Source organism: Brucella sp. IR068 (genome assembly GCF_049065885.1).
Taxonomy (GTDB): Bacteria; Pseudomonadota; Alphaproteobacteria; order Rhizobiales; family Rhizobiaceae; genus Brucella; species Brucella intermedia.
Genome location: NZ_JBAKHE010000003.1, coordinates 101,648 through 125,245, shown reverse-complemented (window position 1 = coordinate 125,245; position 23,598 = coordinate 101,648). Strand labels below are relative to the sequence as shown.

Below are 23,598 nucleotides of genomic sequence, written 5' to 3'. Positions count from 1 at the left end.
CTCAGATTGACCAGGTATCGCTGCCATAACTGCCGATGATACCACGTTCGGCAAGATACTTTTCTACTTCCGCGACGAGTTCGTCAACGTCCCGGCCCGTCGTGTTCAGCCGGAGCTCGGGCGATACCGGCGGCTCATACGGAGAATCGATGCCCGTAAAAGCCTTTATCTCGCCACGCAGGGCCTGCGCATAAAGCCCTTTCGGATCGCGGGCAATGCATTCCTCTATCGGCGTATCGACGAAGATTTCGACAAATTCACCTTCAGGCAGCCGGGAACGAATGCGATCCCGCTCGGCCCGAAAAGGCGAGATGAAGGAGACGAGCACCACCAGACCTGCATCGGTCATCAAGCGGGCGACCTCACCGACACGGCGGATATTTTCTGCCCTGTCTTCCTCGGAAAAACCCAGATCGCTGTTGAGCCCGTGGCGAACATTGTCGCCGTCGAGCAGATAGGTGTGCTTGCCGAGCGCATGCAGCCGTTGTTCCAGCCGGTTGGCGATGGTGGATTTGCCGGAGCCGGACAGGCCGGTAAACCAAAGCACAGCCGGTTTCTGAAATTTCTGTGCCGCGCGCGTCTGCTTGTCGAGATCGAAGGACTGCAGGTGCACATTCGTCGCTTGACGAAGCGCGCTGTCGATCATTCCAGCCCCAACGGTCGCATTGGTAAGCCGGTCGATCAGGACGAATGCCCCCGTTACGCGATTGTCGGCGTATGGGTCGAATGCAATCTGATCCACGGTCTGGAGATGGCAAAGCCCGATCTCGTTGAGGTCGAGGCGGGATGCATCCTTCCGGGTGAAGCTGTCAACGTCGGTCCTGTACACGATCTCATTGATCGTTACCGGCGTCTGATCGGTCTCGGTGCGCAGCAGATAGGAGCGGCCGGGATGCAAGGCATCCTCACCGAACCAGACTATATTGGCGGAGAAACGATCCGCCACTTCGGGCCGCGATTCCGTCCCCACCAGCATATTGCCGCGCGAGACCTCGATCTCATCCTCGAGCACCAAAGTGACAGCCTGTCCTTCGGAAGCCCGTGTCAGATCGCCGTCATAGGTGGCAATGCGCTTCACGCGGGATGCCTTGCCTGATTTGGCTACCACGACGGCATCGCCGACGCTGATCGAACCGGATGCGACGGTGCCGGAGAAACCGCGAAAATCGAGATTGGGCCGGTTCACATATTGCACCGGGAACCGAAAGGGCTTTGCCGCCACTTCCATGTCGATGCGCACGGTTTCCAGATGTTCGAGCAGATGCGGCCCCTGATACCAGCCCATGCGGGCGGATGGCAGGGTGACATTGTCGCCAAAGCGTGCCGAAAGCGGGATCGGCTGGATGCTGGCAAAGCCAAGCTCCTTTGCGAAGCCCATATAATCGGCAACGATGCGCTCAAAGGCCTCTTGCGAGAAATCGACGAGATCGATCTTGTTCACCGCCAGAACGATGTGGCGAATACCGAGCGCCGACGCAATGAAGGAATGGCGGCGTGTCTGGGTCAGCACACCCTGACGGGCATCGACCAGCACGATGGCAAGATCGGCTGTCGATGCGCCGGTCGCCATGTTGCGCGTATATTGCGCATGACCCGGCGTGTCAGCGACGATGAACTTGCGGCGGGGCGTCGAAAAGAAGCGATAGGCGACGTCGATGGTGATGCCCTGCTCCCGCTCGGCCTCCAGACCGTCCACCAGAAGCGCGAAGTCGAAATCGTCATCGGTCGTTCCGAACTTGCGGCTGTCGTTCTTCAATGACGCTAGCTGGTCCTCGAAGATCAGTTTCGTGTCGTAAAGCAGACGCCCGATGAGCGTTGACTTTCCATCATCCACCGAGCCGCAGGTGAGGAAGCGCAGCAGTGTCTTGCGTTCCTGATCGGCCAGAAAATCGCTGACTGCGGCATTGGTCGCAACAGGCTTGATTATAGCATTCATCAGAAATAGCCCTCGCGCTTCTTCTTCTCCATCGACCCGGCCTCGTCGCGATCGATGGCGCGACCTTGTCGCTCGGATGTACGGGCGATCAACATTTCCTCGACAATCCCGGAGAGGTCCGCCGCACTGGATTCAATTGCGCCGGTCAGCGGATAGCAGCCAAGCGTGCGGAATCGCACCAGACGGTTTTCCACCTGTTCGCCCGGACGCAATTTCATGCGCTCGTCATCGACCATGATCAGCATGCCATCGCGCTCGACCACCGGGCGATGCGCTGCAAAATAAAGCGGGACGATGGGGATGCTCTCTTGCAGGATATATTGCCAGATATCGAGTTCGGTCCAGTTCGAGAGCGGAAAGACGCGGATCGATTCTCCAGCGGAAACCCGCGTATTGTAAATCTTCCACATTTCAGGCCGCTGATTCTTCGGGTCCCAACCGTGCTGTGCGTTACGGAAGGAAAAGATACGCTCCTTGGCGCGTGATTTTTCTTCGTCGCGGCGGGCGCCGCCAAAAGCAGCATCGAACTTGTACTTGTCCAGCGCCTGCCGCAAGGCAACCGTTTTCATCACATGGGTATGGACATTCGACCCGTGGCTGAAAGGGCCGATGCCCTCGCGCACGCCATCCTCGTTGATATGCACGAGCAGCTCAAAACCCTTTTCGCGGGCCTGCGCATCGCGAAACTCGGTCATTTCGCGGAACTTCCAAGTCGTATCGACATGCAGAAAGGGAAATGGCGGCGGCGCCGGATAGAATGCCTTCATCGCCAGATGCAGCATCACCGACGAATCCTTGCCGACCGAGTAAAGCATCACAGGGTTGGAAAATGTTGCCGCAACCTCACGAAAAATATGGATCGCCTCCGCTTCGAGGCGCTGCAGATGCGTCAGGTTCTTGGTCAGGGATGCATGATGCACGACTACTTACTCCCGGCAACCGGATGGGGTCCAGAGCAGTTCCATCCAAACGGAGTTTGGAACCGCTCTATCTCTTTGTTTTTTCGCATTATCCAACGCAAAACCGCTTTGCGCTTTTGGCTGGAAATGCTCGAACGCGGGAGGGATGCCCAAGGTCAGAAAACGGGCCTTCATCCGGCGCAGATGCGGCAAAAGCCACAGTGCGCGCATTGTCGTGAAATGATGCGGGAAAGTGAAAGAAACCTATCGCGTATTGCAACTGGCTTGCGCGAAAAACTTACCGTATTTGCAAGCGGGGCCGGAACAAACTTGCGCGTGCTCGCAAAAGCCGATTTTCCGCCAAGTTACGGAAAATCCTACAATTTTTGTGCTATTAAACAAATTTTCCGTTCCGGAGCCGCCCGTCCGCCGGACGGCTCCAGAGCAAATTATTATCTGGCGAGGCTTGCCTGAACATCGTTCAGCGCCGCCTCCAGTGCGGACACCATCGTATCGATCTGCTGATCGTTGATGATGAGCGGCGGGCAGAAGGCGAGCGTGTCGCCCATTGCGCGCGAAATCACGCCGCGTTCCTGCAGGGCTGCATTGGCCTGTGCGCCCAACGCGCCTGCTTGTTCAAGGCCTGTCTTGGCCTGCTTGTCTGTGACAAGCTCGACACCGGCAATAAGACCGACGCCGCGCACTTCGCCGACCAGCGGGTGATCCTGCAAATCACGCAGGCGCTTCTGCATATAGGCGCCGCGGTCCCGCGCATTGGCAACCAGTTGGCGCTCTTCGATGATCGCAAGGTTTTCCAATGCCACAGCCGCCGCCACCGGATGGCCCGATGCGGTGAAGCCGGTGCCAAGTGTGCCGATCTTGTGGCTCTCTTCGGCAATCGGCGCGTAGACGCGCTCGTTGATGAGGAATGCGGAGATTGGCAGATAGGATGACGAAAGCTGCTTCGACATGACCAGGATGTCCGGCTTGATGTCAAACGTCTGGCTGCCGAACAGGTTGCCTGTCCGCCCGAAACCGCAAATGACTTCGTCGGCGACCAGCAGAATGTCGTAGCGCTTGAGAACAGCCTGTACCTTTTCCCAATAGGTTCTGGGCGGCACGACCACGCCGCCAGCGCCCATCACCGGCTCGCCGATGAAAGCGGCAATGGTGTGCGGACCTTCCGCGAGAATCAGTTGTTCCAGTTCATCGGCCAGCCGCGTTGCGAACTGCTCCTCGGTCTCACCCGCCTGCCCTTCGCGATAATGATGCGGACAGCCCGTATGCAATATCCGGTCGATCGGCAGGTCGAAGGAGCGGTGATTGTTGGGCAGGCCTGTCAGGCTGGCTGAGGCAATCGTCACGCCGTGATAACCGCGCTTGCGCGAGATGATTTTCTTGCGCTCCGGTTCGCCCAGCGCGTTGGAACGATACCAGATCAGCTTGATGACGGTATCGTTGGCTTCGGAACCTGAATTGGTGAAATAAGCCTTGCTCATCGGCACGGGAGCCATCGAAACGAGCTTTTCTGCCAGATCGATGACGGGACCATGCGAACGATAGGAGAAGGTATGATAGAAGGGCAGCTTCTTCATCTGCCGCGCAGCCGCTTCCGCCAGACGCGGCTCCGAAAAGCCGACGCCGACACTCCAAAGCCCGGCCATCGCCTCGATGTAACGCTTGCCCGTTACATCCTCGACATAAATGCCGTCGCCGCGCTCGATGACAAGCGGGCCCTCCGCCTCAAGTCGGACAGCATCGGTGTAGGAATGCAGATGATAACGGATATCGCGGGCTTCGAGAGAGTTTGGCTGAGCAGTCATTCATTGATCCTCCGGAAAGATAATGAATTTGTAGCCCGTTTCAGAAAAAGCGCAAACCGGAAGCTGCTGAAAAATGCCCTTCGGAACAAACCGCCGAGGGACTTAGGAAATATTTAGAGAAGTCCGAACGTGCGCGCCTTGGCGACCGCCTGAACCTTATTGACCGCAACCAGCTTTGTAAGCACGTTGCTGATGTGAAAATTCACCGTGCGTGTGGATATATTGAGGATCGTGCCGATGATTTCGGCAGTTTTCCCTTCACTCGTCCAGCGCAGGATTTCCCGCTCACGCATCGTCAGGTTCACTTCCGACACGCAGTTCATGGTTGGAACATCGAGATGTTCATACATGGCCAGATGCAGCATATTGGCTACGGTCTGCAATTGACGCCGCAACATTGAAATCTCGCCGGACGACAGCGCCGGACCGCTTCTGAGAAAGGACAGCATTCCAAACACGCCTTGCGCGGCCCAGCACGGTTGCGAAATACCGACCCTGATGCCGAATCGCTGGGCATCTGTCCATATCTGCGGAGCCTCCGCAAACAGCTTCGATGACCAGACCAGCGGCTCGATGCTGTTCAACGCCTTGCGAACCAACGGATCTATGTCCGCATATTTTCTGTCGGCATAATGATCGGTCCATTCCTGGGGCAACGAGCCAAAACTAAGCCATTTGACCACGCCGTTCAGCAGTGGAATGCGCATGAGATAGGCCGTGTGTGCAAATCCGCACTGTCTGGCATAGGTGTTTATGTATTCAAGGAGCTGTCCGGCATCGTCAGCAGATTGCATGGATTCATAAATTTGTTCCCATTTCATTGCAGACATCCCAATTAAAGACTAATTTTGAATTTATTAAAATGTAGCGCCCTTACACAAAACAGTTGCGCAGTGGATGGCTATCACAACCATCAGTTTCTGACTATATAGCAAAATAGTCTCATATGAACTCAAAGCGATAAATTGTGAATATTTTTATCACAACAGTCAGTTACTAAATTAGCACTAAATGAAATACTTTGACTTCCCATACAGCCGTGAGCAGGTCTGCGCTTCCGCTGCCGGAATAGCCAAAAACCTCCAACTGTTTCTTGTAAGCACTTCCGAATGGAACCCGTTTCATACTCCGCTGGAAATGCTCCTGCACCGCCGAACCTGAAACCGATTTGCATTCAGGAACAGTAGAGCCCTCTGACAGGTTCGGCAAACCTGTCAGAATGACTAGTATTTGAGATATGATTAATAAACGCCGATGAGCGAGAGGTCCGCGACGGCCGGTCAGGCCGCCGCATCCTCGTCTTTTCCAGCACCCGGCAAATAATTGAGTATAGGACCGAGCCAGCGCTCCACTTCCTCGACCGCCATGCCCTTGCGCGCAGCATAATCCTCGACCTGATCGCGCTCCACCTTGGCCACGCCGAAATAGTAGCTTTCCGGATGGCCGATATAGAGACCCGATACCGAGGACCCAGGCCACATGGCGTAGCTTTCGGTCAGTTCCACGCCCGTATTCGCAGTCGCGTCCAAAAGGCGGAAAAGTGTCGTCTTTTCGGTATGGTCCGGCTGGGCCGGATAACCCGGAGCCGGACGAATGCCCTTATACGGCTCTCCGATCAGCTCTTCCGGCGTATAGGTTTCGTCGGAAGCATAGGCCCAGAACTCCTTGCGCACCCGCTCGTGCATCAATTCGGCAAAGGCTTCCGCGAAGCGGTCAGCCAGTGCCTTCACCAGAATGGCCGAGTAATCATCGTTGGCGCGCTCAAAACGTTCGGCTATCGCCACTTCTCCAATGCCCGCAGTCACGACGAAGCCGCCGACATAATCCTGCTTTCCGCTCTCGACCGGCGCCACGAAATCGGACATGGCCACGTTTGGACGACCATCGCGCTTGCTCAATTGCTGGCGCAGCGTGAAGAAGGTGGCAAGTTCCTGCTTCCGGCTTTCATCGGTGAAAAGACGAATATCGTCCCCTACCGCATTGGCTGGCCAGAAGCCGACGACAGCTTTCGGCGCGAACCATTTTTCGTCGATGATCTTTTTCAGCATCGCCTGCGCATCGGCCCAGAGCTGGCGAGCGGCCTCGCCCTGCTTTTCATCTTCCAGAATCGCCGGATAGCGGCCCTTCAGTTCCCATGTCTGGAAGAAAGGCGTCCAGTCGATATAGCGGGCGATCTCCGTCAGGTCGTAATCATCGAAGGTTCTTGTGCCGGTAAAAGTCGGCTTTGTCGGTACGAAGCTCTCCCAGTCGAGCTTGTGTGCATTGGCGCGAGCGCGGGCAAGCGGCAGGCGCTGCTTTTCCGCTTCGTTGCGGGCATGGGCGGCTGCTACCTTGGCATATTCCCCGCGCAGGCCATCAATATAGGCCTGCTTGCCTTCCGGCGACAGCAGGCTGGATACCACGCCGACGGCGCGGCTGGCATCGATGACATAAACAGCCTGCCCACGTTCGTAGCGCGGATGGATTTTCACCGCCGTATGAACACGGCTGGTCGTGGCGCCGCCGATCAGCAGCGGAATGTCGAAACCTTCCCGTTCCATTTCCGCAGCGACATGCACCATTTCATCAAGCGACGGCGTGATGAGGCCCGAAAGGCCGATCACATCCACTTTTTCGTCACGCGCCACCTGCAAAATCTTCTGCGAAGGCACCATGACGCCGAGATCGATGATCTCGTAATTGTTGCAGGCCAGCACGACGCCAACGATATTCTTGCCGATATCGTGCACATCGCCCTTGACCGTTGCCATCAGCACCTTGCCGGCGCTCTGACGTTCACCGCCACCGATGCCATTTTCGGCGTTAAGGCGTTTTTCCTCTTCCATGTAAGGCAGGAGCACGGCCACGGCCTGCTTCATCACGCGGGCGGACTTCACCACCTGCGGCAAGAACATCTTGCCCGCGCCGAACAGATCGCCAACCACGTTCATGCCGGCCATCAGCGGGCCTTCGATGACATGCAGGGGGCGTTCGGCAGACTGGCGCGCTTCTTCCGTATCGGCTTCGATATATTCGGTAATGCCGTTGACCAGCGCATGTTCAAGACGCTTTTCAACCGGCCATTCGCGCCATGTCAGATCCTGCGCCTTGGCTTCCTTCGAGCCGGAGTCGCGGAACCGCTCGGCGATTTCCAGCAGGCGCTCGGTCGAATCGGAGCGGCGATTGAGCACCACATCCTCGCAAGCCTCTCGCAGCTCGGGATCGATCGTGTCGTAGACCGCCAGCTGCCCGGCATTGACGATGCCCACATCCATGCCCGCCTGGATGGCATGATAGAGGAACACGGCATGCATCGCCTCACGGACCGGCTCATTGCCTCGGAACGAGAAGGACAGGTTCGACACCCCGCCCGACACATGCACATGCGGCAGGGTGGCGATGATCTGCCGGGTCGCCTCGATAAAGTCGACGCCGTAATTATTGTGTTCCTCGATACCGGACGCGACGGCAAAGATATTCGGATCGAAGATGATGTCTTCCGGTGCAAAACCGACCTGTTCCGTCAGGATTTTGTAAGCGCGGGTACAGATTTCGACCTTGCGGGCTTCCGTGTCGGCCTGCCCGGTTTCATCGAAAGCCATCACGACCACCGCCGCGCCATAGGCACGGACAAGCCTGGCGTGATGAATGAAGGCTTCCTCGCCTTCCTTCATCGAGATGGAATTGACCACCGCCTTGCCCTGAACGCATTTCAGGCCAGCCTCGATCACCTCCCATTTGGAGCTGTCGATCATGATCGGCACGCGGGCAATATCCGGCTCGGCGGCAATCAGATTGAGGAATTCGACCATCGCCTTTTCGGAATCGATCAGGCCCTCATCCATATTGATGTCGATGATCTGCGCGCCATTGGCGACCTGATCCCGCGCGACATCGAGGGCTGCAGAGAAATCACCGGCCTTGATCAGCTTGCGGAAACGCGCGGAACCGGTCACGTTGGTGCGCTCGCCCACATTGACGAAGGGAATGTCCTTAGTCAGCGTGAATGGCTCAAGGCCGGACAGACGCATCAGCGGCGCAACTTTGACGGGCTTGCGTGGCGGGTGTTTTGCGACAGCCTCGGCGATGGCGCGGATGTGTTCCGGCGTCGAACCGCAGCAACCGCCAACCACATTGACCAGACCGTCACGGGCAAAGCCCTCGATCTGTGCGGCCATTGCTTCCGGCGTTTCATCATACTGGCCGAACTCGTTCGGCAGACCGGCATTCGGATAGGCGCAGACAAAGGTATCGGCAATCGACGACAATTCGTCGAGATGCGCACGCATGGCATTGGCACCCAGCGCACAGTTGAGACCGATAGTGAATGGCTTGGCATGACGCAGCGAATGCCAGAATGCGGTCGGCGTCTGGCCCGACAGCGTGCGGCCGGAAAGATCGGTGATCGTGCCGGAAATCATTACCGGTAGAAAAATGCCTTTTTCCGCAAACACTTCTTCACAAGCAAAGACGGCCGCCTTGGCATTGAGCGTATCGAAGATGGTTTCAATCAGGATGATGTCGGAGCCGCCGTCGATCAGCCCCCTGATCTGCTCGGCATAGGCAATGCGCAGGTCGTCGAAGGTGACAGCACGAAAACCGGGATTATTGACATCCGGCGACAGGCTTGCGGTGCGGTTTGTCGGCCCGAGAGCACCGGCAACGAAGCGGCGGCGACCATCCTTCTGCTCGGCACGCAGGGCGGCGCGGCGGGCAAGGCGCGCGCCATCCCGGTTCAACTCATAGACCTGATCTTCCATGCCGTAATCGGCCTGCGCAATCCTCGTGGAGGAGAAGGTGTTGGTTTCGAGAATATCCGCGCCCGCAATGGCGTAGGCGTAGTGGATTTCCTCGATAGCCTTGGGCTGCGTCAGTGTCAGAAGGTCGTTGTTGCCCTGAAGCTGGCAATCGCAGGCACCGAAACGCTCACCGCGAAAATGCTCTTCATGAAAACCAAGCCCCTGGATCTGGGTTCCCATCGCGCCATCGAGGATCAGGATGCGCTCACGCGCCGCCTTGGTGAGAGCTGCCAGTACTTCGGAGCCATCCGGCTGCGCTGCCGTTGCACCAAAAAGACCTTCGAGGGAAGAGGCCATAAAACACCGCCTGTATTCTGTCTGTTACCAGGCAACGGGGCCGGTTCGCGACGTCAAACCGGAATTGCCTGCCATACGCATCTTGCGAAGGTCGCTTAATGACATAAACATATCTTTATGTCAATTCGGAAGCCGTTCTCCAATCGCGTTGCCGGGACATCAACGATCTGTTGCTGGGTCCAAGAAATTGTGACTGCAGTGGGCCACCGCTCTGCCATAATGTCGGGCGTAAAATGGGCGCAGGGACGAAATGTATTGTTTATTTTTGCGCGCATCCTGACCGAAGGCGGTTTCGCATTCTCGGGATGCGCTGTGAGGAGAGACCAATGAAAAAGTTTGCTTATTCCCTGTTTGCCGCCTGCCTGTCACTCGGCCTGGGACTATCCGCAGCTTCCGGGACTGCGAATGCGACGCAACCATCTCTAATGGCGACGCCATCCGCACAGAATTCGGCGCCGAATGTGCATCAGGTCCAGTATTACGATTACCGGGGCGATCGTCGCTACTGGCGCGAACATCGCCGCCACTGGCGGCATGACTACCCGCGTTACCGTCCACACTATCGCTATGACCGACGCTATTGGGGACCGCCGCCTGCCTACCGCTACCGCGCAGCGCCGGTCTATCGCGGCGGCAACCCGCATGTGCGCTGGTGCTACAATCGTTATCGCTCCTATCGAGCCTATGATAACACGTTCCAGCCCAATTACGGGCCGCGGCGCCAGTGCTATTCGCCATATCTCTAAAACGAACAAGCCCCGGTTTCCCGGGGCTTTTTCTAAATGAACCGGCTCAAAAATCAGGTAACATAAGCACCGATGGAAGCCGCGACGAGGCCGATCGCGATCGCAATCATCACGCCATAGACGCGCGGCTTGTCGAAAAGAACGGCGAAAGCTGAAAACCAGCCGACGACCGCCGCGCCAAGCGCGAATAAAAAGCCCGGCTTGTCGCCGTGGTACAGGTTGGCCGCCATGAGACCGCCGATGATCAGCGCGCCAAAAACGATCATCAACCCTGTGGCATATCGCTCGTAATCGTCCATTTAAATTCCTCGGTTCCGCTCCCGCCGTGACAGGTGCCGGAAACTTTCGTCAATCCATTTGGCCATTTAAGGGCATTGGCCGGTCGCTTTCACACAATCATTATTCGTGTCGTTCTTCAACCATTTCGCTGCGCCATTTTTGGCAATTGTTGCGACTTTTCACGTGAACGTTCCTGTAGCGGCCCGATAAGCGGCCCGATAAACGGCATTGTCGTGATCAAAACCGTGCTAACATCACAGCCATGGAATCGTCAGGCGTCACCATTTTCGAAACAGAAATCGGACCGTGCGGCATAGCGTGGCGCGGGCAGAAAATCGTTGGCGTCGAAATCGGAGATGCCGACGAAAAGGAAACCCGGTATCGTCTGCGCGAGCGGTTTCCCGGGGCAGACGATAAAGAGGCGCCGGCTTTCGTTACCCGGGCAGTCGAGGGTGTGCGTGCGCTTCTGGCCGGAGCCGATGTTGATTTTTCGGGCACGCCGCTGGCGCTCGATGCCCAACCCGACCTCAACCGGCAGGTTTATGAAATCATCCTCGAACTGAAAACGGGCGAGACCACGACCTACGGCGCAATTGCCCGGCGGATCGGTGATGTGAGTCTCTCACAGGCTGTCGGCTATGCGCTGGGCAAGAATCCGTTTCCGATCATCGTTCCCTGTCACCGGGTGCTCGGCTCCAATGGCAAGGTCGGTGGCTTTTCGGCGGCGGGTGGCACGGCGACGAAACTGAAGCTTCTCAATATCGAGCGGGCGAGAACGTCCAGCGAGCCCGATCTTTTTGGCGGCCTGCCATTGCAGGAGAGGCCGCAGGCCGACTGGTAGTTATCATCTGCGAACGCAAAACCGCTTCGCACTTGGCTCGAAAGTGCTTCAGCCCTTGTCCGTCACCACATCTGCGGAAAAACGCAATTCGCGCATGGGACGCACAAGCTGTGTCGTGGCGTCGTAAGTCGGATGCCTTTTGAAAGCGAAAAGCGCTTCCTCATCCTTGAACTCGGCATAGACAACCAGATCGATGCGGTCGCACATCGGGTCGACCTTGGAATTCGGCAGGACTTCAAAAAGGTCAGCGTGGGGAATGGTGGCAAGTTGCTCCAATCCCCTTTTGACAGTCTCGATATCCTGATCTTGCCTGACGCTGAAGAAAACAATGTGCCGGATCACGCCGCGACTCCCTGAAATTGGTGAGGCGTGTCTAGCGCATCAAGGCGCGCAGAAAAATGGCAAATTTGAGCGATGCGCCTAACTTGCCTTGACGCGACGCCAGGCAAACCCGCCCTCTTCCGGAATGGAACCGCGACCCGGCTGATAATAGCCGGGGGTATCGACAAGCCGGTTTTCATCAAGCCGCTTCTGCGCGACCTTGTTTGTCACCTGCAATGTGTCGAAGCCCGTGCGCAGCATCAGGCTCGCCTGATCGATCAGCACGTCACCAACGGCGCGCAATTCGCCCGTAAAGCCTTCACGCCGTAAAATCTCGGCCTTGGAATAGGAGCGTCCGTCATTGAAAGCCGGGAACTGCAAGGCGATCAACGGTATGCTGCCAAGATCGTCCAGAAGCGGATCGATTGCTTCGCCCGGCGCAACAGTAACGCCGATCCGGCGGTTGGAGGCGCGGCGGCGCTCCTCATCCAGTCCGAGCCAGATGGCCAGCGGAATGATGACAGCCGAAGCATCGCCCGCTGCGTCCAGATCGTCGGCAAAGACATAGTCGTCCTCGCGAAAGCCATCGGCAGACCAGAGTTTTGTTTCGTTGATTTCACTCATTTGCGGTCCGTGGCTCCCAATGTTTTAAGGCTGTCGGCAAGACCCGTCAGATGGATGCCGCATTCCGTCTTTTCCGATCCGGCCCAGCGTCCGGCACGTTGATCCTCGCCATCGCTCACGGGGCGCGTGCATGGCATGCAGCCGATGGAGCGATAGCCCTGCGCCGTGAGCGGATGCGGCGGCAGTTCGTGCTTTTCGGCATAGGCCTTCAAGTCCGCCGCCTGCCAGCGCGCCAGCGGATTGATGCGGATGCGCGGGCCGACCGATTCAAATACCGGCAAACTTTCACGGGTCGATGCCTGAAACTGCTTGCGGCCTGTCATCCAGGCCCGATAGGGCGCGACCGCCCGCGCCATCGGCTCGACCTTGCGGATGAAGCAGCAGCGGTCCTTGTCGGTCATCGACAGGGCGCCGAACGGATCTTCGCTTTTGAGACTTTGCTCGACGGGAAGAATGTCCTGCACATCGGTCAGGCCAAGCCTGTCCACCAGATCGTGCCGATAATCGAGCGTCGCCCGGAAGTGCTTTCCCGTATCCAGAAACAGGACCGGGGTCGCCGGGTCGATTTCCGAAATCATGTGCAGAAGCACCGCGGATTCCGCGCCGAAGGAAGACACGACCGCGATCTGCCCCCCATAGAGTTCATGCGTGGCAAGCGCGATCACTTCCTGCGGGGAAGATGCGCCGTGGCTAGCCTCAAGAAGGCGGGCTTCGGCGGCAGCACTTTCTTCGGCATCAAGCTGCACGGCTGATTTCTCCATAAAGCGCGCGTTTGAAGGGCTCCATGCCGACGCGGCGATAGGCGGCAAGGAAGGTCTCGTCCGCGCTCTCGCGCAAGGCGAGATAGGTGTCCACCACCGTCTCGATGGCATCCACCACGTCTTCCGAGGAGAAACCGCGACCGGTGATCTCACCAATGGCCGAATGCTCGTCCGCCGAACCGCCAAGCGTGATCTGATAGAGTTCCTCACCCTTCTTCTCGACGCCCAGAATCCCGATATGGCCGACATGATGATGGCCGCAGGCATTGATGCAGCCCGAAATCTTGATCTTCAGATCGCCGATTTCAAGCTGGCGCTGCTGGTCGCCGAAGCGCTCGGAAATGCGCTGCGCCACCGGAATGGAACGCGCATTGGCAAGCGCGCAATAGTCGAGACCCGGGCAGGCGATGATGTCGGTGATGAGACCGGCATTGGGTGTCACCAGACCATCCGATTGCAACAGATCGTAGACGGCGGCGAGATCGGCCTTGGCGACATGCGGCAGAACCAGATTCTGCTCGTGGCTGACCCGGATTTCATCGAAGGAATAAGTTGCAGCAATATCCGCGACCAGCTCCATCTGTTCAGCGCTTGCGTCACCCGGAATGCCGCCAATTGGCTTCAGCGAAATGGTGACGACCGCGTAATCCGGGTGCTTGTGCGGCGTGACATTGCGGGCAACCCAACTCGCGAAAGCCGGATCGGCCTTTTGCGTGACGGCCAGTATCTCCCAGCCTTCCGGCCGCTGCGGCAGGTTCGGCATACGGAAATAGCTTTCGATGGCGTCAATATCGCGCTGCGGCAGCTTCAACTCACCGTAACGGATGTCTTCCCATTCGGCATCGATCTCGCGGGTCAGTTCTTCCACGCCCGTTTCGTGGACGAGAATCTTGATGCGCGCCTTGTACTTGTTATCGCGGCGACCATGCAGATTATAGACGCGGACGATTGCCGTCACATAGGTCAGCATGTCCTCGATGGGCAGGAAGTCGCGGATTTTCTTCGCCACCATCGGCGTGCGGCCCTGACCCCCGCCAATGTAGACGGCCAGCCCCAGATCGCCTGCCTCGTTCTTCTTCAGCTGCAAGCCGATGTCATGCACCTGAATGGCGGCGCGGTCATGCTCCGAGCCGACAATGGCGATCTTGAACTTGCGGGGCAGATAGGAAAATTCCGGATGCAGCGAAGACCACTGGCGCAGGATTTCCGCGAATGGGCGTGGGTCGGCAACCTCATCGGCGGCAGCGCCTGCGAAATGATCGGCAGTCACGTTGCGAATGCAATTGCCCGAGGTCTGGATAGCGTGCATCTCGACTTCCGCCAGTTCTTCAAGAATGCGCGGCACGTCCTTCAATGCAGGCCAGTTGTACTGGATATTCTGGCGCGTGGTGAAATGGCCGAACCCACGATCGTAGACGCGCGCGATGTGGCCGAGCTTGCGCAACTGGCGGCTCGACAGCGTGCCATAGGGAATGGCCACGCGCAGCATGTAGGCATGCAATTGCAGATAAAGACCGTTCATCAGGCGCAACGGCTTGAACTGATCCTCAGTCAATTCGCCCGCCAGACGGCGCTCGACCTGATCCTTGAACTGGGCAACACGGGCCGCAACGAAATCGCGGTCGAATTCATCATAACGATACATAGGCTAGGTCCAAATCCGCAATCAGGAAGCGCGCTTCAATTCAGGCTTGTCGAGAGGCAAATCGCCGAAGGTCACGATGGTCGGGCCGGAGAGACGGATGCGTTCGCGCAAGCGGATCGGGTAAAGCCCCTCCTCGCGTTCCTCGACATCGATCACGTTCACATCCACGACCAGATTGGCTTTCGCGGCAATCTTCCCAGCGTCTTCAAGCGCCTCGACGGCCTCCGCATGACGGGCGACCAGCGCGCCGTCGATGGTTTCCTGCCAGGAGCCATCGGCACCAAGCCACACAGCCTGCCCGTCGATGAGGCGGTTTGCAGTGAGAACTTTTACGACCATTTCCAAACTCCAAACTTTTGTTAACCGCGCATCCTGCGCTCTAACTTTTTGTTTTTGAGCGCATCTTGTCCGAAAACCGCTGCACACTTTTCGGGATGCGCTCTTAGGCTGCGACGGAAACCGGCTTGAGCGCCAGCGCTTCGGCCTTGTCGATTGCTGCACCAGCGACCGCATCGCCAATGATCACCATGACCGGGCCGGAAAGCTCCTTGCGGCTTTCGAGATCCGGCAGATCCTTCAACGTTCCGTGGAACAGGCGCTTGTCCTGACGGCTCGCATTTTCCACGACTGCCACGGCAGTATCTTCATGCAGGCCCGCCGCAATCAGGCGCGCGGCAACGGAAGCCGCGACCGTCGACCCCATATAGACGGCGATGGTTGCACCGGAGACGGCAAGCTTTGCCCAGCCCGGCAGCACATCGCCGGTCATGTCGTGGCCGGTCGTAAACACCAGCGAGGACGCGACGCCGCGCAGCGTCAGCGGCAGTTCCATATCAGCTGCGGCGGCGAAGGCCGAAGTAATGCCGGGCACGATCTCGAAGCCGATACCGGCGGCACGCAATGCCGCCATTTCTTCGCCTGCGCGTCCAAACACCAGCGGATCGCCGGATTTCAGTCTCACGACGCGCTTGCCTTCCCGGCCGAGCGTTACCAGCAGGCGGTTGATCTCTTCCTGGCTCTTGGAATGGCAGCCCTTGCGCTTGCCGACGGCAAGGCGTTCCGCGTCACGGCGGCCCATGGCAATGACACCCTCCGGCACCAGGGCATCATGCACGATCACGTCGGCTTCCATCAAAGCGCGGTGCGCCCGCAGGGTCAAAAGGTCCTCGGCGCCGGGACCGGCACCCACCAGCCAGACATAGCCGGATGCGTCCAGCGGCCACTCGATGAGATCATTTGCAGCGCGATAAGCCCCTTCACGGTCGCCATCTTCAATGGCGCGCGAAACGCTGCCCGAAAAGAAACCGCGCCAGAAGCTGCGACGCGCCAGCCCTTTCGGCAGCACGCGCTCGACCAGCGGACGCCAGCTTTCGGCAAAATGCGCAAGCTCGCCGAGGCGGGGCGAAAAGGCGGCATCGATCCGCGCACGCACCATCTGCGCCAGTACCGGGGCCGAACCTTCGGTGCCGATGGCGATTGCGATGGGGGCGCGGTTGACGATGGCTGGCGTCAGAAAATCGCAAAGCGCAGGCCGGTCCACCACATTCACCGGAACCTTCTGCGCTTTGGCCAATGCAGCGACGGCGCGATCCTGTGCTTCATCGCCGGTCGCGACGAAGACGAGCTTTGCGCCTTCCAGGTGCTCGCTGGCAAAGGGAGCTGCGACATGCTCCACATCATGCGCGGCGATGAAATCGGCCAGATGGCGTTCCGTTTCCTCCGCGACGATACGAATGCGGGCGGAGGTCTGCGCCACGAGGCGCGCCTTGTTCAAGGCTTCCTCGCCGCCGCCAACGACGACAACCACCTCGTCCGAAACCCGGAAGAAGGCGGGAAAATCAGCCAGCAGACGCTTCTGCGAAAAAGACATGAGCACCATCCTTTGAAGCATTTCCAGCGAAAGCGGATACCGGTTGTCCGGAAAAGCATCAGGCAACAAGACGGTGCTATTATTCATGGAAGGGCCTTGCTTTATAAGAAACGCCCTTGCGCGCGAAAATCTCGCCGCGCATCACTTTTTCTCAAATCAGGCGATTGCAGGATTTTCATTCCCGGAAGCGGGGCAAATATACTCTACAATTTTTATAGGATTTACATAGGCTTATAAGTAATTGCCGCTGGTGAAGAATGCTGGCACATGCTTCGGCCACCGCCTCGGCAGCACGGCGATCAGGTCGAAACGCAGCGACAGTCGGGCATGATCGGGCTGGCATTGCAACCAGAGATCGGCTGCGGCTTCGATACGGTGCATGGCCTGCGGCGTGACGGCCAGTTGCGCCGCTTCGAGGCTGTTCCGCGCCTTGACCTCGACGATGAGCACCAGATCGCCGCGCCGGGCGATCAGGTCGATCTCGCCAAGCCTTGTGCGATAACGCCGCGCGACGACCCGAAAACCTTTGAGGAGAAGCACCACCGAAGCAAAGCGCTCGGCGCTGTGTCCGCGAAAGAAAGCAGTTCGCTTTTTCTCGCGGAGGTCCGTCATCGCTGATCCGATTTCAGTTGCATGAGGCGCTGATAGAGCACCGATTTCTGGCCGCCGGTCATACGCGCCGCCTCGCCTGCGGCCTTGGACGGCGGCAGTTCGGCGGCAAGCGACAGAAGCAGCCTGTCGATATCTTCTTCGCTTTGCGCAACAGCATCGCCGACTGGCGGGCCAACCAGCAGCACGACCTCGCCGCGAATACGATCCTCGCCATCGAACTTTTCCGCAAGTTCACCCAGCGATGCCGTGACAACGGTTTCATAGGCCTTGGTCAATTCGCGGCAAAGCGCGCCCGCGCGTTCCGCTCCGAAAGCGGCAGCCATGTCGGCCAGTGTCGCGGCCGTGCGGTTGGGCGACTCGTAGAACACCAGCGTTGCATCGATATTTTTGAGGCTCTCAAGCTTCGACAATCGCTGTCCATGCTTGGACGGCAGGAAGCCGCAGAACATGAAGGCATCGGTCGGCAGGCCGGAAGCGGCAAGTGCGGCCAGCACGGCGGAAGCACCCGGAACAGGCACGACACGGATGCCCGCCTCGCGCGCCTCGCCCACCAGCCGGAAACCGGGATCGGAAACAAGGGGTGTACCGGCGTCGGAAACCAGCGCGACACTTTTGCCCGCCGTCAGCGCAGCAATCAGCTTTTCACCGGCCTCGGCGGCATTGTGCTCGTGATAGCTGATTGGACGGCGCGCTATGCCATAGCGGTCGAGCAGGACGCGGGTGACACGGGTATCCTCGCAAGCCAGAATATCGACGGAAGCCAGCGTTTCGATGCCGCGCAGCGTCATATCGCCGAGATTGCCGATAGGGGTCGAGACGATATAAAGCGCAGGCTCCAACGGTCGGGCACGCATCACCGTGCCGCCTACCACATATTCCCGCCGCTCACCGCCTGGTTCATCCGTCATCATGCGTCCTTCAGTGTCTGAATCAAGCGGCCAGATCGGCGACTAACGCATCCAGCACCAGCGCACCATCCGGCGTCGCGCGGATGAAGCTGCCATCCATCGGTTCGATCATGCCTTCCGCGATCAGTTTCGCCAATCGCTTTTCGTCCACGGCATGGCCCGAAAGCCGCTCGTAACGGGCAAGGTCGATGCCTTCACGCAAGCGCAGGCCCATCATCAGGAACTCGTCGCCTTCCTGCTCGCCATCGAGATATTCTTCCTCGATAATGCCGTGGCCGTTGCGCTCGACCTTGTCCAGCCAGGTTTCCGGGTGTTTTTCGGTCATGGTGACGGTACGCACATCGTTTTCCACGAAACGCCCATGGGCGCCGGGACCGATGCCGACATATTGCCCGTAACGCCAATAGACGAGATTGTGCTGCGACTCGCGCCCGGGCACAGCGTGGTTGGAAATTTCATAGGCTGGCAGTCCGTGCTCAGCCGTCACCCTTTGCGTTTCCTCATAAAGGGCTGCGGCGTGATCCGGGTCGGGCGTCGTCAGCTTGCCGGCCTTCCAGAGATTATAGAACTGCGTGCCTTCCTCGATCGTCAGCTGATAGAGCGACAGGTGATCGGCAGCAAGGCCGATGGCTTCCTTCAGTTCCTCGCGCCACGCCTCTATGGTCTGGTTCGGGCGCGCATAGATCAGATCAAAGGACAGGCGCGGGAAAATCTCACGCGCCAGCCGGATTGCCGCCTTGGCTTCCTCGACCGAATGCATGCGCCCAAGACGGCGCAGATCGGGATCGTTGAGCGCCTGAATGCCGAGCGACACGCGATTGACGCCCGCCGCGCGATAGCCGCGAAAGCGATCCGCCTCCACGCTGGTAGGATTGGCCTCCAGCGTCACCTCGATATCCGGTGCAACGGACCAATGGGACGCAATACCATCGAGAAGCGCGCCAACCGTTTCGGGCTGCATCAGCGATGGCGTGCCGCCGCCCAGAAATATGCTGGTGATCGTGCGCGGGCCCGTGCGTTCGCGCAGGCATTCCATCTCGCGAAGAAACGCCTCGGAAAAGCGGGCCTGATCGACCGGCTTGTGCCGAACATGGCTGTTGAAGTCGCAGTAGGGACATTTGGCCAGGCAGAACGGCCAGTGCAAATATACGCCGAACGCATCTTCCCCGTTTGCACGCGCGATCGGTATCGCCCCGGCGGTATTTGCGCGGGCAGCGTCCATTGCCTGCAAAGGGGGAAACAGCTTGTTCATTTCGCAGGCGCCGCTTCCACATTGAGCGCTTTTTCGGCAAAAAGCTTGAAGGCACGCGCACGGTGCGACAAGGCCGAAGCGTCGCCCGGTTTCCAGCCATGCTTCTCGTCGGCGGTCATTTCGCCGAAAGTCTTTGCATAGCCATCGGGCAGGAAAATCGGGTCGAAACCGAAACCGGTATTGCCCCGCGGCGGCCAGACAATCGTGCCTTCAACCTCGCCACGGAAATATTCCGCCTCGCCATCCGGCCAGGCAAGGCAGATGACCGACACAAACCGTGCCTTGCGCTGCTGCGGTTCGAGGGCGCCTTTTTCCTGCAGCAGGTTCTCCACCTTCTGCATCGCCATGTCGAAATCGCGCGTACCGTCCTCCGTCTCGGCCCAGTTTGCCGTGTAGACCCCCGGATCACCGTCAAGCGCATCGACCATCATGCCGGAATCGTCCGAAAGGGCGGGCAGTCCCGTTGCTTCGGCAGCCGCGAGCGCCTTGATATAGGCGTTTTCCTCGAAAGTCGTACCGGTTTCATCCGGCTCCGGCAGGCCAAGAGCAGCTACCGAACTGACCTCAAAACCGAACGGGCCGATCAGGCCGTCGAATTCCTTCAGCTTGCCCGCATTGTGCGAAGCAACGATCAGCTTGCCCTGTTCCAGTTTTCTCATTTTCAGTTCCATAGTTTGGGTTCGGCAATCTCCAGCGAATTGCCGGACGGATCACGGAAGTAAATTGAATGCGCGCCATTCGGCCAATCGAACTCGGCCTCTATCGCCACGCCATGTCTTGCCAGATGGCTGCGCCAGCCTTCCATCTCCTCGCGGCTTGCGGCGAAACAGACATGACCGGGCCCGCTGGTGCCGTGGGCCGGTACGGGCAAATGTCCGGCGGGCGGCGGCTTCAACGTTTCTTCCGCCTTGAAGAGAAGTAATATGCCCTCTCCGCAGCGGAAAAATGCATTGCGCTCGCTGACTTTGCCAACCGGCTCCAGTCCCATCGTTCCCTGATAGAACTCTATCGCCTCGGCGACATCGCGGACATAGAGAGCGGTTTCAAGAATGCGTGCTGCGCGCATGGATGAGGTCTCCTCGATATATGGAGCAGACCTCGTTCCTATCAGGCGACAGCCATTTTCTGCAAGGACACAAGACGATCAATGCCGCCGCGAGCAAGCTTCATCAGGCTGGCGAATTCTTCTTCCGAGAAAGGCGCACCTTCCGCCGTTCCCTGAATTTCAACGATCCCGCCCTTGCCGGTCATCACGAAATTGCTGTCGGTTTCGGCGACAGAATCTTCCGCATAGTCCAGATCGAGCACCGGCTCGCCTTCATAGATGCCGCAGGAAATCGCGGCGATATGGTCTTTCAGAACCTTCTCGACGCGCACCATCTGGCGTGCTTCCATCCAGCGCAGGCATTCATGAAGCGCCACCCAGCCGCCGGTGATAGCCGCCGTGCGGGTGCCGCCATCGGCCTGAATGACGTCGCAGTCCACGGTGATCTGCACTTCGCCGAGCGCCTGCATGTCGACAACGGCGCGGAGGCTTCGTCCGATCAGGCGCTGGATTTCCTGCGTGCGGCCACCCTGCTTTCCAGCGGCGGCTTCGCGGCGCATGCGGTCGCCGGTAGAGCGCGGCAGCATGCCGTATTCCGCCGTGACCCAGCCCTTGCCCGTGTTACGCATCCAGCCCGGCACCTTTTCCTCAAGGCTTGCGGTGCACAGGACATGCGTATCGCCAAACTTGACGAGGCAGGAGCCCTCGGCATGTTTGGAGATGCCGCGTTCGAAAGAGACGGCGCGCATTTCGTCAGCCGCACGCTTGGATGGACGCATTGAGAATTCCTCGATTCATTTACCTGTGCGGCTTTTTAGGCTTCCCACACACAAATAGAAAGGCGCTCTGCCCGAAAAACCGACAGAGATGTTGAGAGCCCTGTCACTATAGCCTAAAGCCTTTGACGCTTTGGCTTGTGCCCTTATATTTGGCCTATGTCATTCGTAAACTTCGCGACCATAATATGATGAAAACGCCGGAACACCAGCTTCTGAGTTCGCTCGACCAGCGTTCGCGCGATATTTTCAGGCTGATTGTGGAAACCTATCTGAACGATGGCGATCCGCTTGGTTCACGCAACCTGTCGCGATTGCTGCCGCACACGCTTTCTCCTGCGACCATCCGCAATGTCATGAGCGACCTGGAGCATCTGGGCCTGATCTATGCGCCGCATGTCTCGGCCGGACGCCTGCCTACGCAGATCGGACTGCGCTTCTTTGTCGACGCATTTCTGGAAGTGGGCGACCTGCCGCCGGAGGAACGCTCCTCCATTGAAGCGCAGGTTCGTTCCGCCGGCATAAACAATTCGGTCGAAAGCGTCCTGACAGAAGCAAGTCAGGTTCTTTCCGGCCTGTCGCGCGGTGCGGGCCTCGTGCTGGCCACCAAGGCGGAAGGCGCGCTCAAACATATCGAATTCGTTCGTCTGGAGCCGACCCGGGCGCTTGCAGTTCTGGTCATGCAGAATGGCGACGTCGAAAACCGCGTCGTCAACCTCCCCGTCGGCATCAGCAATTCGCAACTGGTCGAGGCATCGAATTTTCTCAACGCGCATATTCATGGCCACACGCTTTCCGAAGCCAAGGCGGAGCTGAAAAAGCTGACGGAAGAAACGCGGCAGGAACTCGACCAGCTGTCGCAGGAACTGGTTGCCCAGGGACTGGCAGTCTGGAGCGGAGCCGGAACGGATCAGCCGGCGCGGCTGATTGTGCGCGGGCGCGCCAATCTTCTGGAAAACATCCATGCACAGGAAGATATCGAGCGGCTGCGCCATCTCTTCGATGACCTTGAAACGAAGGATGGCATGGTCCAGCTGCTCGATCTTGCCGAGGCTGGTTCGGGCGTCCGCATCTTCATCGGTTCGGAGAACAAGCTTTTCTCCCTTTCCGGCTCATCGCTGGTGGTGGCCCCCTATCGCGACAGCGAGCAAAGGGTTATTGGTGCCCTGGGAGTCATCGGGCCGACACGGCTCAATTATGCGCGGATCGTCCCGATGGTGGACTATACCGCACAGATCGTGTCCCGGCTCCTGCGTTAACTGTGAGACTTGCCGGGGCAAACCAAGGCACTGAAAATAGACCTTGATTTTATTGGCATGAAACTCGATATCCGCCCCAGACGATAGTTTGTTTTTCGCATTATCCGACGCAAAGGCTCATGCAGTTTTGCTGGAAATGCTCTATTCAAGACGGAAGTAGCATCATGGCTGACGAAAAAAACAAATCCCAGAACCCCGATCTTGAGCAGCGCGATATCAACAATCCCCGGGATCGTGAGGCGCTCAACCGTGCTGCCGACGAATTTCTGAAGGCACGCAAGGCCGAAGCCCGTGCAGAAGCTGCCGAGGACGAAGCCGAAGCGGAAGTGGACGATACCGCGAACCGGATTGCCATGCTGGAAGCAGATAATGGCGAACTGAAAGACCAGTTGCTGCGTGCCGCCGCAGAAATGGAAAACCTGCGCAAGCGCACCCAGCGTGACGTCCAGGATGCGCGCACCTATGCGGTGACCAATTTTGCCCGCGACATGCTGTCGGTTTCCGACAATCTGCGCCGTGCACTCGAGGCTATCCCTGCCGAAGCCATGGCAACCGATGCCAGCCTCAAGTCGCTCGCCGATGGCGTCGAAATGACCGAACGCGCCATGCTTCACGCTCTGGAACGCCACGGCGTCAAGAAGCTGGAACCGGAAGGCCAGAAATTCGACCCGAATTTTCATCAGGCCATGTTCGAAGTGCCGAATGCGGATCTGCCGAACAACACCGTCGTGCAGGTCGTGCAGGACGGTTACGCCATTGGCGACCGCGTTCTGCGCCCGGCCATGGTCGGCGTCTCCAAGGGTGGCCCGAAGGCTACTGCCGACAATGGCGCTGCCGCTCCCGAAGGCAATTCCTGATCCGAACAAAAACCGACGAGAATTGGAGCGGCGGCTTTGTCTGCCGCTCTTTTCATATCTGCGGTCTGG

Annotated in this window: 23 protein-coding genes; 5 read left to right on the top strand and 18 right to left on the bottom strand. The window is 58.4% G+C overall.

The genetic code is table 11. From position 1 onward, the window contains the following. Position 1 precedes the first annotated feature (1 nt). Together cysN and cysD are read right to left on the bottom strand one after the other, a co-directional pair. On the bottom strand, positions 2 to 1,936 hold the full coding sequence (gene cysN, locus ACOWVS_RS06345; RefSeq protein ID WP_021586357.1) for a sulfate adenylyltransferase subunit CysN: 1,935 nt from the start codon (positions 1,934 to 1,936) through the stop codon (positions 2 to 4). Then, positions 1,936 to 2,856 carry a sulfate adenylyltransferase subunit CysD gene (gene cysD, locus ACOWVS_RS06340; RefSeq protein ID WP_021586358.1) on the bottom strand — a complete coding sequence of 307 codons (921 nt, stop codon included), beginning with the start codon at positions 2,854 to 2,856 and terminating at the stop codon, positions 1,936 to 1,938. Before cysD ends, cysN begins: the two co-directional genes overlap by 1 nt. On the opposite strand from cysD, the gene ACOWVS_RS06335 reads away from it, so the two are divergent. Continuing rightward, positions 2,821 to 3,309: a hypothetical protein gene (locus tag ACOWVS_RS06335; protein ID WP_162178181.1), complete on the top strand. Its 489-nt coding sequence runs from the start codon at positions 2,821 to 2,823 to the stop codon at positions 3,307 to 3,309. The genes cysD and ACOWVS_RS06335 overlap by 36 nt on opposite strands. On the opposite strand, the gene ACOWVS_RS06330 is transcribed toward ACOWVS_RS06335, so the two are convergent. From ACOWVS_RS06330 to metH, 3 genes are all read right to left on the bottom strand, one after another. After that, complete coding sequence (locus tag ACOWVS_RS06330; protein ID WP_021586359.1) at positions 3,288 to 4,658, bottom strand: aspartate aminotransferase family protein; 1,371 nt, start codon at positions 4,656 to 4,658, stop codon at positions 3,288 to 3,290. The two genes, ACOWVS_RS06335 and ACOWVS_RS06330, sit on opposite strands and share 22 nt — an antisense overlap. Positions 4,659 to 4,771: 113 nt before the next feature. Further along, positions 4,772 to 5,479 carry a LuxR family transcriptional regulator gene (locus ACOWVS_RS06325; protein ID WP_021586360.1) on the bottom strand — a complete coding sequence of 236 codons (708 nt, stop codon included), beginning with the start codon at positions 5,477 to 5,479 and terminating at the stop codon, positions 4,772 to 4,774. 459 nt (positions 5,480 to 5,938) lie between these two features. Then, complete coding sequence (gene metH, locus ACOWVS_RS06320) at positions 5,939 to 9,733, bottom strand: methionine synthase (RefSeq protein WP_075041781.1); 3,795 nt, start codon at positions 9,731 to 9,733, stop codon at positions 5,939 to 5,941. A gap of 326 nt (positions 9,734 to 10,059) precedes the next feature. Here metH and ACOWVS_RS06315 point away from each other — a divergent pair, with 326 nt between their 5' ends. Further along, the gene (locus ACOWVS_RS06315; protein WP_021586362.1) at positions 10,060 to 10,479 is read left to right on the top strand and encodes a BA14K family protein; all 420 of its coding nucleotides are present in this window, start codon (positions 10,060 to 10,062) and stop codon (positions 10,477 to 10,479) included. A gap of 53 nt (positions 10,480 to 10,532) precedes the next feature. Here ACOWVS_RS06315 and ACOWVS_RS06310 read toward each other — a convergent pair whose 3' ends face one another. After that, positions 10,533 to 10,778: a hypothetical protein gene (locus tag ACOWVS_RS06310; RefSeq protein ID WP_002965436.1), complete on the bottom strand. Its 246-nt coding sequence runs from the start codon at positions 10,776 to 10,778 to the stop codon at positions 10,533 to 10,535. A gap of 242 nt (positions 10,779 to 11,020) precedes the next feature. Between ACOWVS_RS06310 and ACOWVS_RS06305 the strand changes: the two genes are divergently transcribed. Further along, positions 11,021 to 11,599, top strand: coding sequence for a methylated-DNA--[protein]-cysteine S-methyltransferase (locus tag ACOWVS_RS06305; RefSeq protein ID WP_021586363.1), 579 nt, complete (start codon positions 11,021 to 11,023; stop codon positions 11,597 to 11,599). Positions 11,600 to 11,647: 48 nt separating this feature from the next. Here the strand turns inward: ACOWVS_RS06305 and ACOWVS_RS06300 are convergent, their stop codons facing one another. From ACOWVS_RS06300 to rph, 12 genes are all read right to left on the bottom strand, one after another. Continuing rightward, on the bottom strand, positions 11,648 to 11,941 hold the full coding sequence (locus ACOWVS_RS06300) for a Dabb family protein (RefSeq protein WP_021586364.1): 294 nt from the start codon (positions 11,939 to 11,941) through the stop codon (positions 11,648 to 11,650). Between the two features lie 78 nt (positions 11,942 to 12,019). Continuing rightward, entirely contained in the window at positions 12,020 to 12,544 is a 525-nt protein-coding gene (locus ACOWVS_RS06295; protein ID WP_021586365.1) for a DUF934 domain-containing protein, read from the bottom strand. Continuing rightward, positions 12,541 to 13,305 carry a phosphoadenylyl-sulfate reductase gene (locus ACOWVS_RS06290; protein ID WP_025089791.1) on the bottom strand — a complete coding sequence of 255 codons (765 nt, stop codon included), beginning with the start codon at positions 13,303 to 13,305 and terminating at the stop codon, positions 12,541 to 12,543. The genes ACOWVS_RS06295 and ACOWVS_RS06290 overlap by 4 nt, the downstream gene beginning before the upstream one ends. Next, on the bottom strand, positions 13,280 to 14,950 hold the full coding sequence (locus ACOWVS_RS06285) for a nitrite/sulfite reductase (RefSeq protein WP_021586367.1): 1,671 nt from the start codon (positions 14,948 to 14,950) through the stop codon (positions 13,280 to 13,282). Before ACOWVS_RS06285 ends, ACOWVS_RS06290 begins: the two co-directional genes overlap by 26 nt. Before the next feature lie 21 nt (positions 14,951 to 14,971). After that, entirely contained in the window at positions 14,972 to 15,289 is a 318-nt protein-coding gene (locus ACOWVS_RS06280; protein ID WP_006470893.1) for a DUF2849 domain-containing protein, read from the bottom strand. Between the two features lie 103 nt (positions 15,290 to 15,392). Further along, positions 15,393 to 16,829, bottom strand: a complete 1,437-nt coding sequence (gene cysG, locus ACOWVS_RS06275) for a siroheme synthase CysG (protein ID WP_080697267.1) — start codon at positions 16,827 to 16,829, stop codon at positions 15,393 to 15,395. A gap of 222 nt (positions 16,830 to 17,051) precedes the next feature. Continuing rightward, the gene (locus ACOWVS_RS06270; protein WP_021586369.1) at positions 17,052 to 17,432 is read right to left on the bottom strand and encodes a YraN family protein; all 381 of its coding nucleotides are present in this window, start codon (positions 17,430 to 17,432) and stop codon (positions 17,052 to 17,054) included. Beyond that, entirely contained in the window at positions 17,429 to 18,340 is a 912-nt protein-coding gene (rsmI, locus tag ACOWVS_RS06265; protein ID WP_025089793.1) for a 16S rRNA (cytidine(1402)-2'-O)-methyltransferase, read from the bottom strand. The genes ACOWVS_RS06270 and rsmI overlap by 4 nt, the downstream gene beginning before the upstream one ends. Positions 18,341 to 18,362: 22 nt before the next feature. Continuing rightward, the gene (hemW, locus tag ACOWVS_RS06260) at positions 18,363 to 19,592 is read right to left on the bottom strand and encodes a radical SAM family heme chaperone HemW (protein ID WP_006465901.1); all 1,230 of its coding nucleotides are present in this window, start codon (positions 19,590 to 19,592) and stop codon (positions 18,363 to 18,365) included. Next, positions 19,589 to 20,251: an RdgB/HAM1 family non-canonical purine NTP pyrophosphatase gene (gene rdgB / locus ACOWVS_RS06255; RefSeq protein WP_025089794.1), complete on the bottom strand. Its 663-nt coding sequence runs from the start codon at positions 20,249 to 20,251 to the stop codon at positions 19,589 to 19,591. Before rdgB ends, hemW begins: the two co-directional genes overlap by 4 nt. A gap of 2 nt (positions 20,252 to 20,253) precedes the next feature. Then, positions 20,254 to 20,658: a VOC family protein gene (locus ACOWVS_RS06250; protein WP_006465899.1), complete on the bottom strand. Its 405-nt coding sequence runs from the start codon at positions 20,656 to 20,658 to the stop codon at positions 20,254 to 20,256. A gap of 41 nt (positions 20,659 to 20,699) precedes the next feature. Further along, positions 20,700 to 21,416, bottom strand: coding sequence for a ribonuclease PH (gene rph / locus ACOWVS_RS06245; protein WP_006465898.1), 717 nt, complete (start codon positions 21,414 to 21,416; stop codon positions 20,700 to 20,702). Between the two features lie 185 nt (positions 21,417 to 21,601). Here rph and hrcA point away from each other — a divergent pair, with 185 nt between their 5' ends. Then, positions 21,602 to 22,672, top strand: a complete 1,071-nt coding sequence (hrcA, locus tag ACOWVS_RS06240; protein ID WP_025089795.1) for a heat-inducible transcriptional repressor HrcA — start codon at positions 21,602 to 21,604, stop codon at positions 22,670 to 22,672. A 164-nt stretch (positions 22,673 to 22,836) separates the two neighbouring features. Continuing rightward, a complete protein-coding gene (gene grpE / locus ACOWVS_RS06235; protein WP_006470898.1) occupies positions 22,837 to 23,529 on the top strand; it encodes a nucleotide exchange factor GrpE in 693 nt (230 codons plus the stop codon). Positions 23,530 to 23,598 lie beyond the last annotated feature (69 nt).

Excerpts from the sequence above, each read along its gene's own strand:
- ACOWVS_RS06305 (WP_021586363.1), top strand. The coding sequence starts at position 11,021 with ATGGAATCGTCAGGCGTCACCATTTTCGAAACAGAAATCGGACCGTGC.
- ACOWVS_RS06315 (WP_021586362.1), top strand. The coding sequence starts at position 10,060 with ATGAAAAAGTTTGCTTATTCCCTGTTTGCCGCCTGCCTGTCACTCGGC.
- hrcA (WP_025089795.1), top strand. The coding sequence starts at position 21,602 with ATGATGAAAACGCCGGAACACCAGCTTCTGAGTTCGCTCGACCAGCGT.
- cysN (WP_021586357.1), bottom strand. The coding sequence starts at position 1,936 with ATGAATGCTATAATCAAGCCTGTTGCGACCAATGCCGCAGTCAGCGAT.
- metH (WP_075041781.1), bottom strand. The coding sequence starts at position 9,733 with ATGGCCTCTTCCCTCGAAGGTCTTTTTGGTGCAACGGCAGCGCAGCCG.
- ACOWVS_RS06270 (WP_021586369.1), bottom strand. The coding sequence starts at position 17,432 with ATGACGGACCTCCGCGAGAAAAAGCGAACTGCTTTCTTTCGCGGACAC.
- cysG (WP_080697267.1), bottom strand. The coding sequence starts at position 16,829 with ATGGTGCTCATGTCTTTTTCGCAGAAGCGTCTGCTGGCTGATTTTCCC.
- ACOWVS_RS06250 (WP_006465899.1), bottom strand. The coding sequence starts at position 20,658 with ATGCGCGCAGCACGCATTCTTGAAACCGCTCTCTATGTCCGCGATGTC.
- ACOWVS_RS06290 (WP_025089791.1), bottom strand. The coding sequence starts at position 13,305 with ATGGAGAAATCAGCCGTGCAGCTTGATGCCGAAGAAAGTGCTGCCGCC.
- rph (WP_006465898.1), bottom strand. The coding sequence starts at position 21,416 with ATGCGTCCATCCAAGCGTGCGGCTGACGAAATGCGCGCCGTCTCTTTC.
- hemW (WP_006465901.1), bottom strand. The coding sequence starts at position 19,592 with ATGAACAAGCTGTTTCCCCCTTTGCAGGCAATGGACGCTGCCCGCGCA.
- grpE (WP_006470898.1), top strand. The coding sequence starts at position 22,837 with ATGGCTGACGAAAAAAACAAATCCCAGAACCCCGATCTTGAGCAGCGC.
- ACOWVS_RS06325 (WP_021586360.1), bottom strand. The coding sequence starts at position 5,479 with ATGAAATGGGAACAAATTTATGAATCCATGCAATCTGCTGACGATGCC.
- rdgB (WP_025089794.1), bottom strand. The coding sequence starts at position 20,251 with ATGAGAAAACTGGAACAGGGCAAGCTGATCGTTGCTTCGCACAATGCG.
- rsmI (WP_025089793.1), bottom strand. The coding sequence starts at position 18,340 with ATGACGGATGAACCAGGCGGTGAGCGGCGGGAATATGTGGTAGGCGGC.
- ACOWVS_RS06330 (WP_021586359.1), bottom strand. The coding sequence starts at position 4,658 with ATGACTGCTCAGCCAAACTCTCTCGAAGCCCGCGATATCCGTTATCAT.
- ACOWVS_RS06295 (WP_021586365.1), bottom strand. The coding sequence starts at position 12,544 with ATGAGTGAAATCAACGAAACAAAACTCTGGTCTGCCGATGGCTTTCGC.
- ACOWVS_RS06285 (WP_021586367.1), bottom strand. The coding sequence starts at position 14,950 with ATGTATCGTTATGATGAATTCGACCGCGATTTCGTTGCGGCCCGTGTT.
- ACOWVS_RS06280 (WP_006470893.1), bottom strand. The coding sequence starts at position 15,289 with ATGGTCGTAAAAGTTCTCACTGCAAACCGCCTCATCGACGGGCAGGCT.
- ACOWVS_RS06335 (WP_162178181.1), top strand. The coding sequence starts at position 2,821 with ATGCGTCAGGTTCTTGGTCAGGGATGCATGATGCACGACTACTTACTC.
- ACOWVS_RS06310 (WP_002965436.1), bottom strand. The coding sequence starts at position 10,778 with ATGGACGATTACGAGCGATATGCCACAGGGTTGATGATCGTTTTTGGC.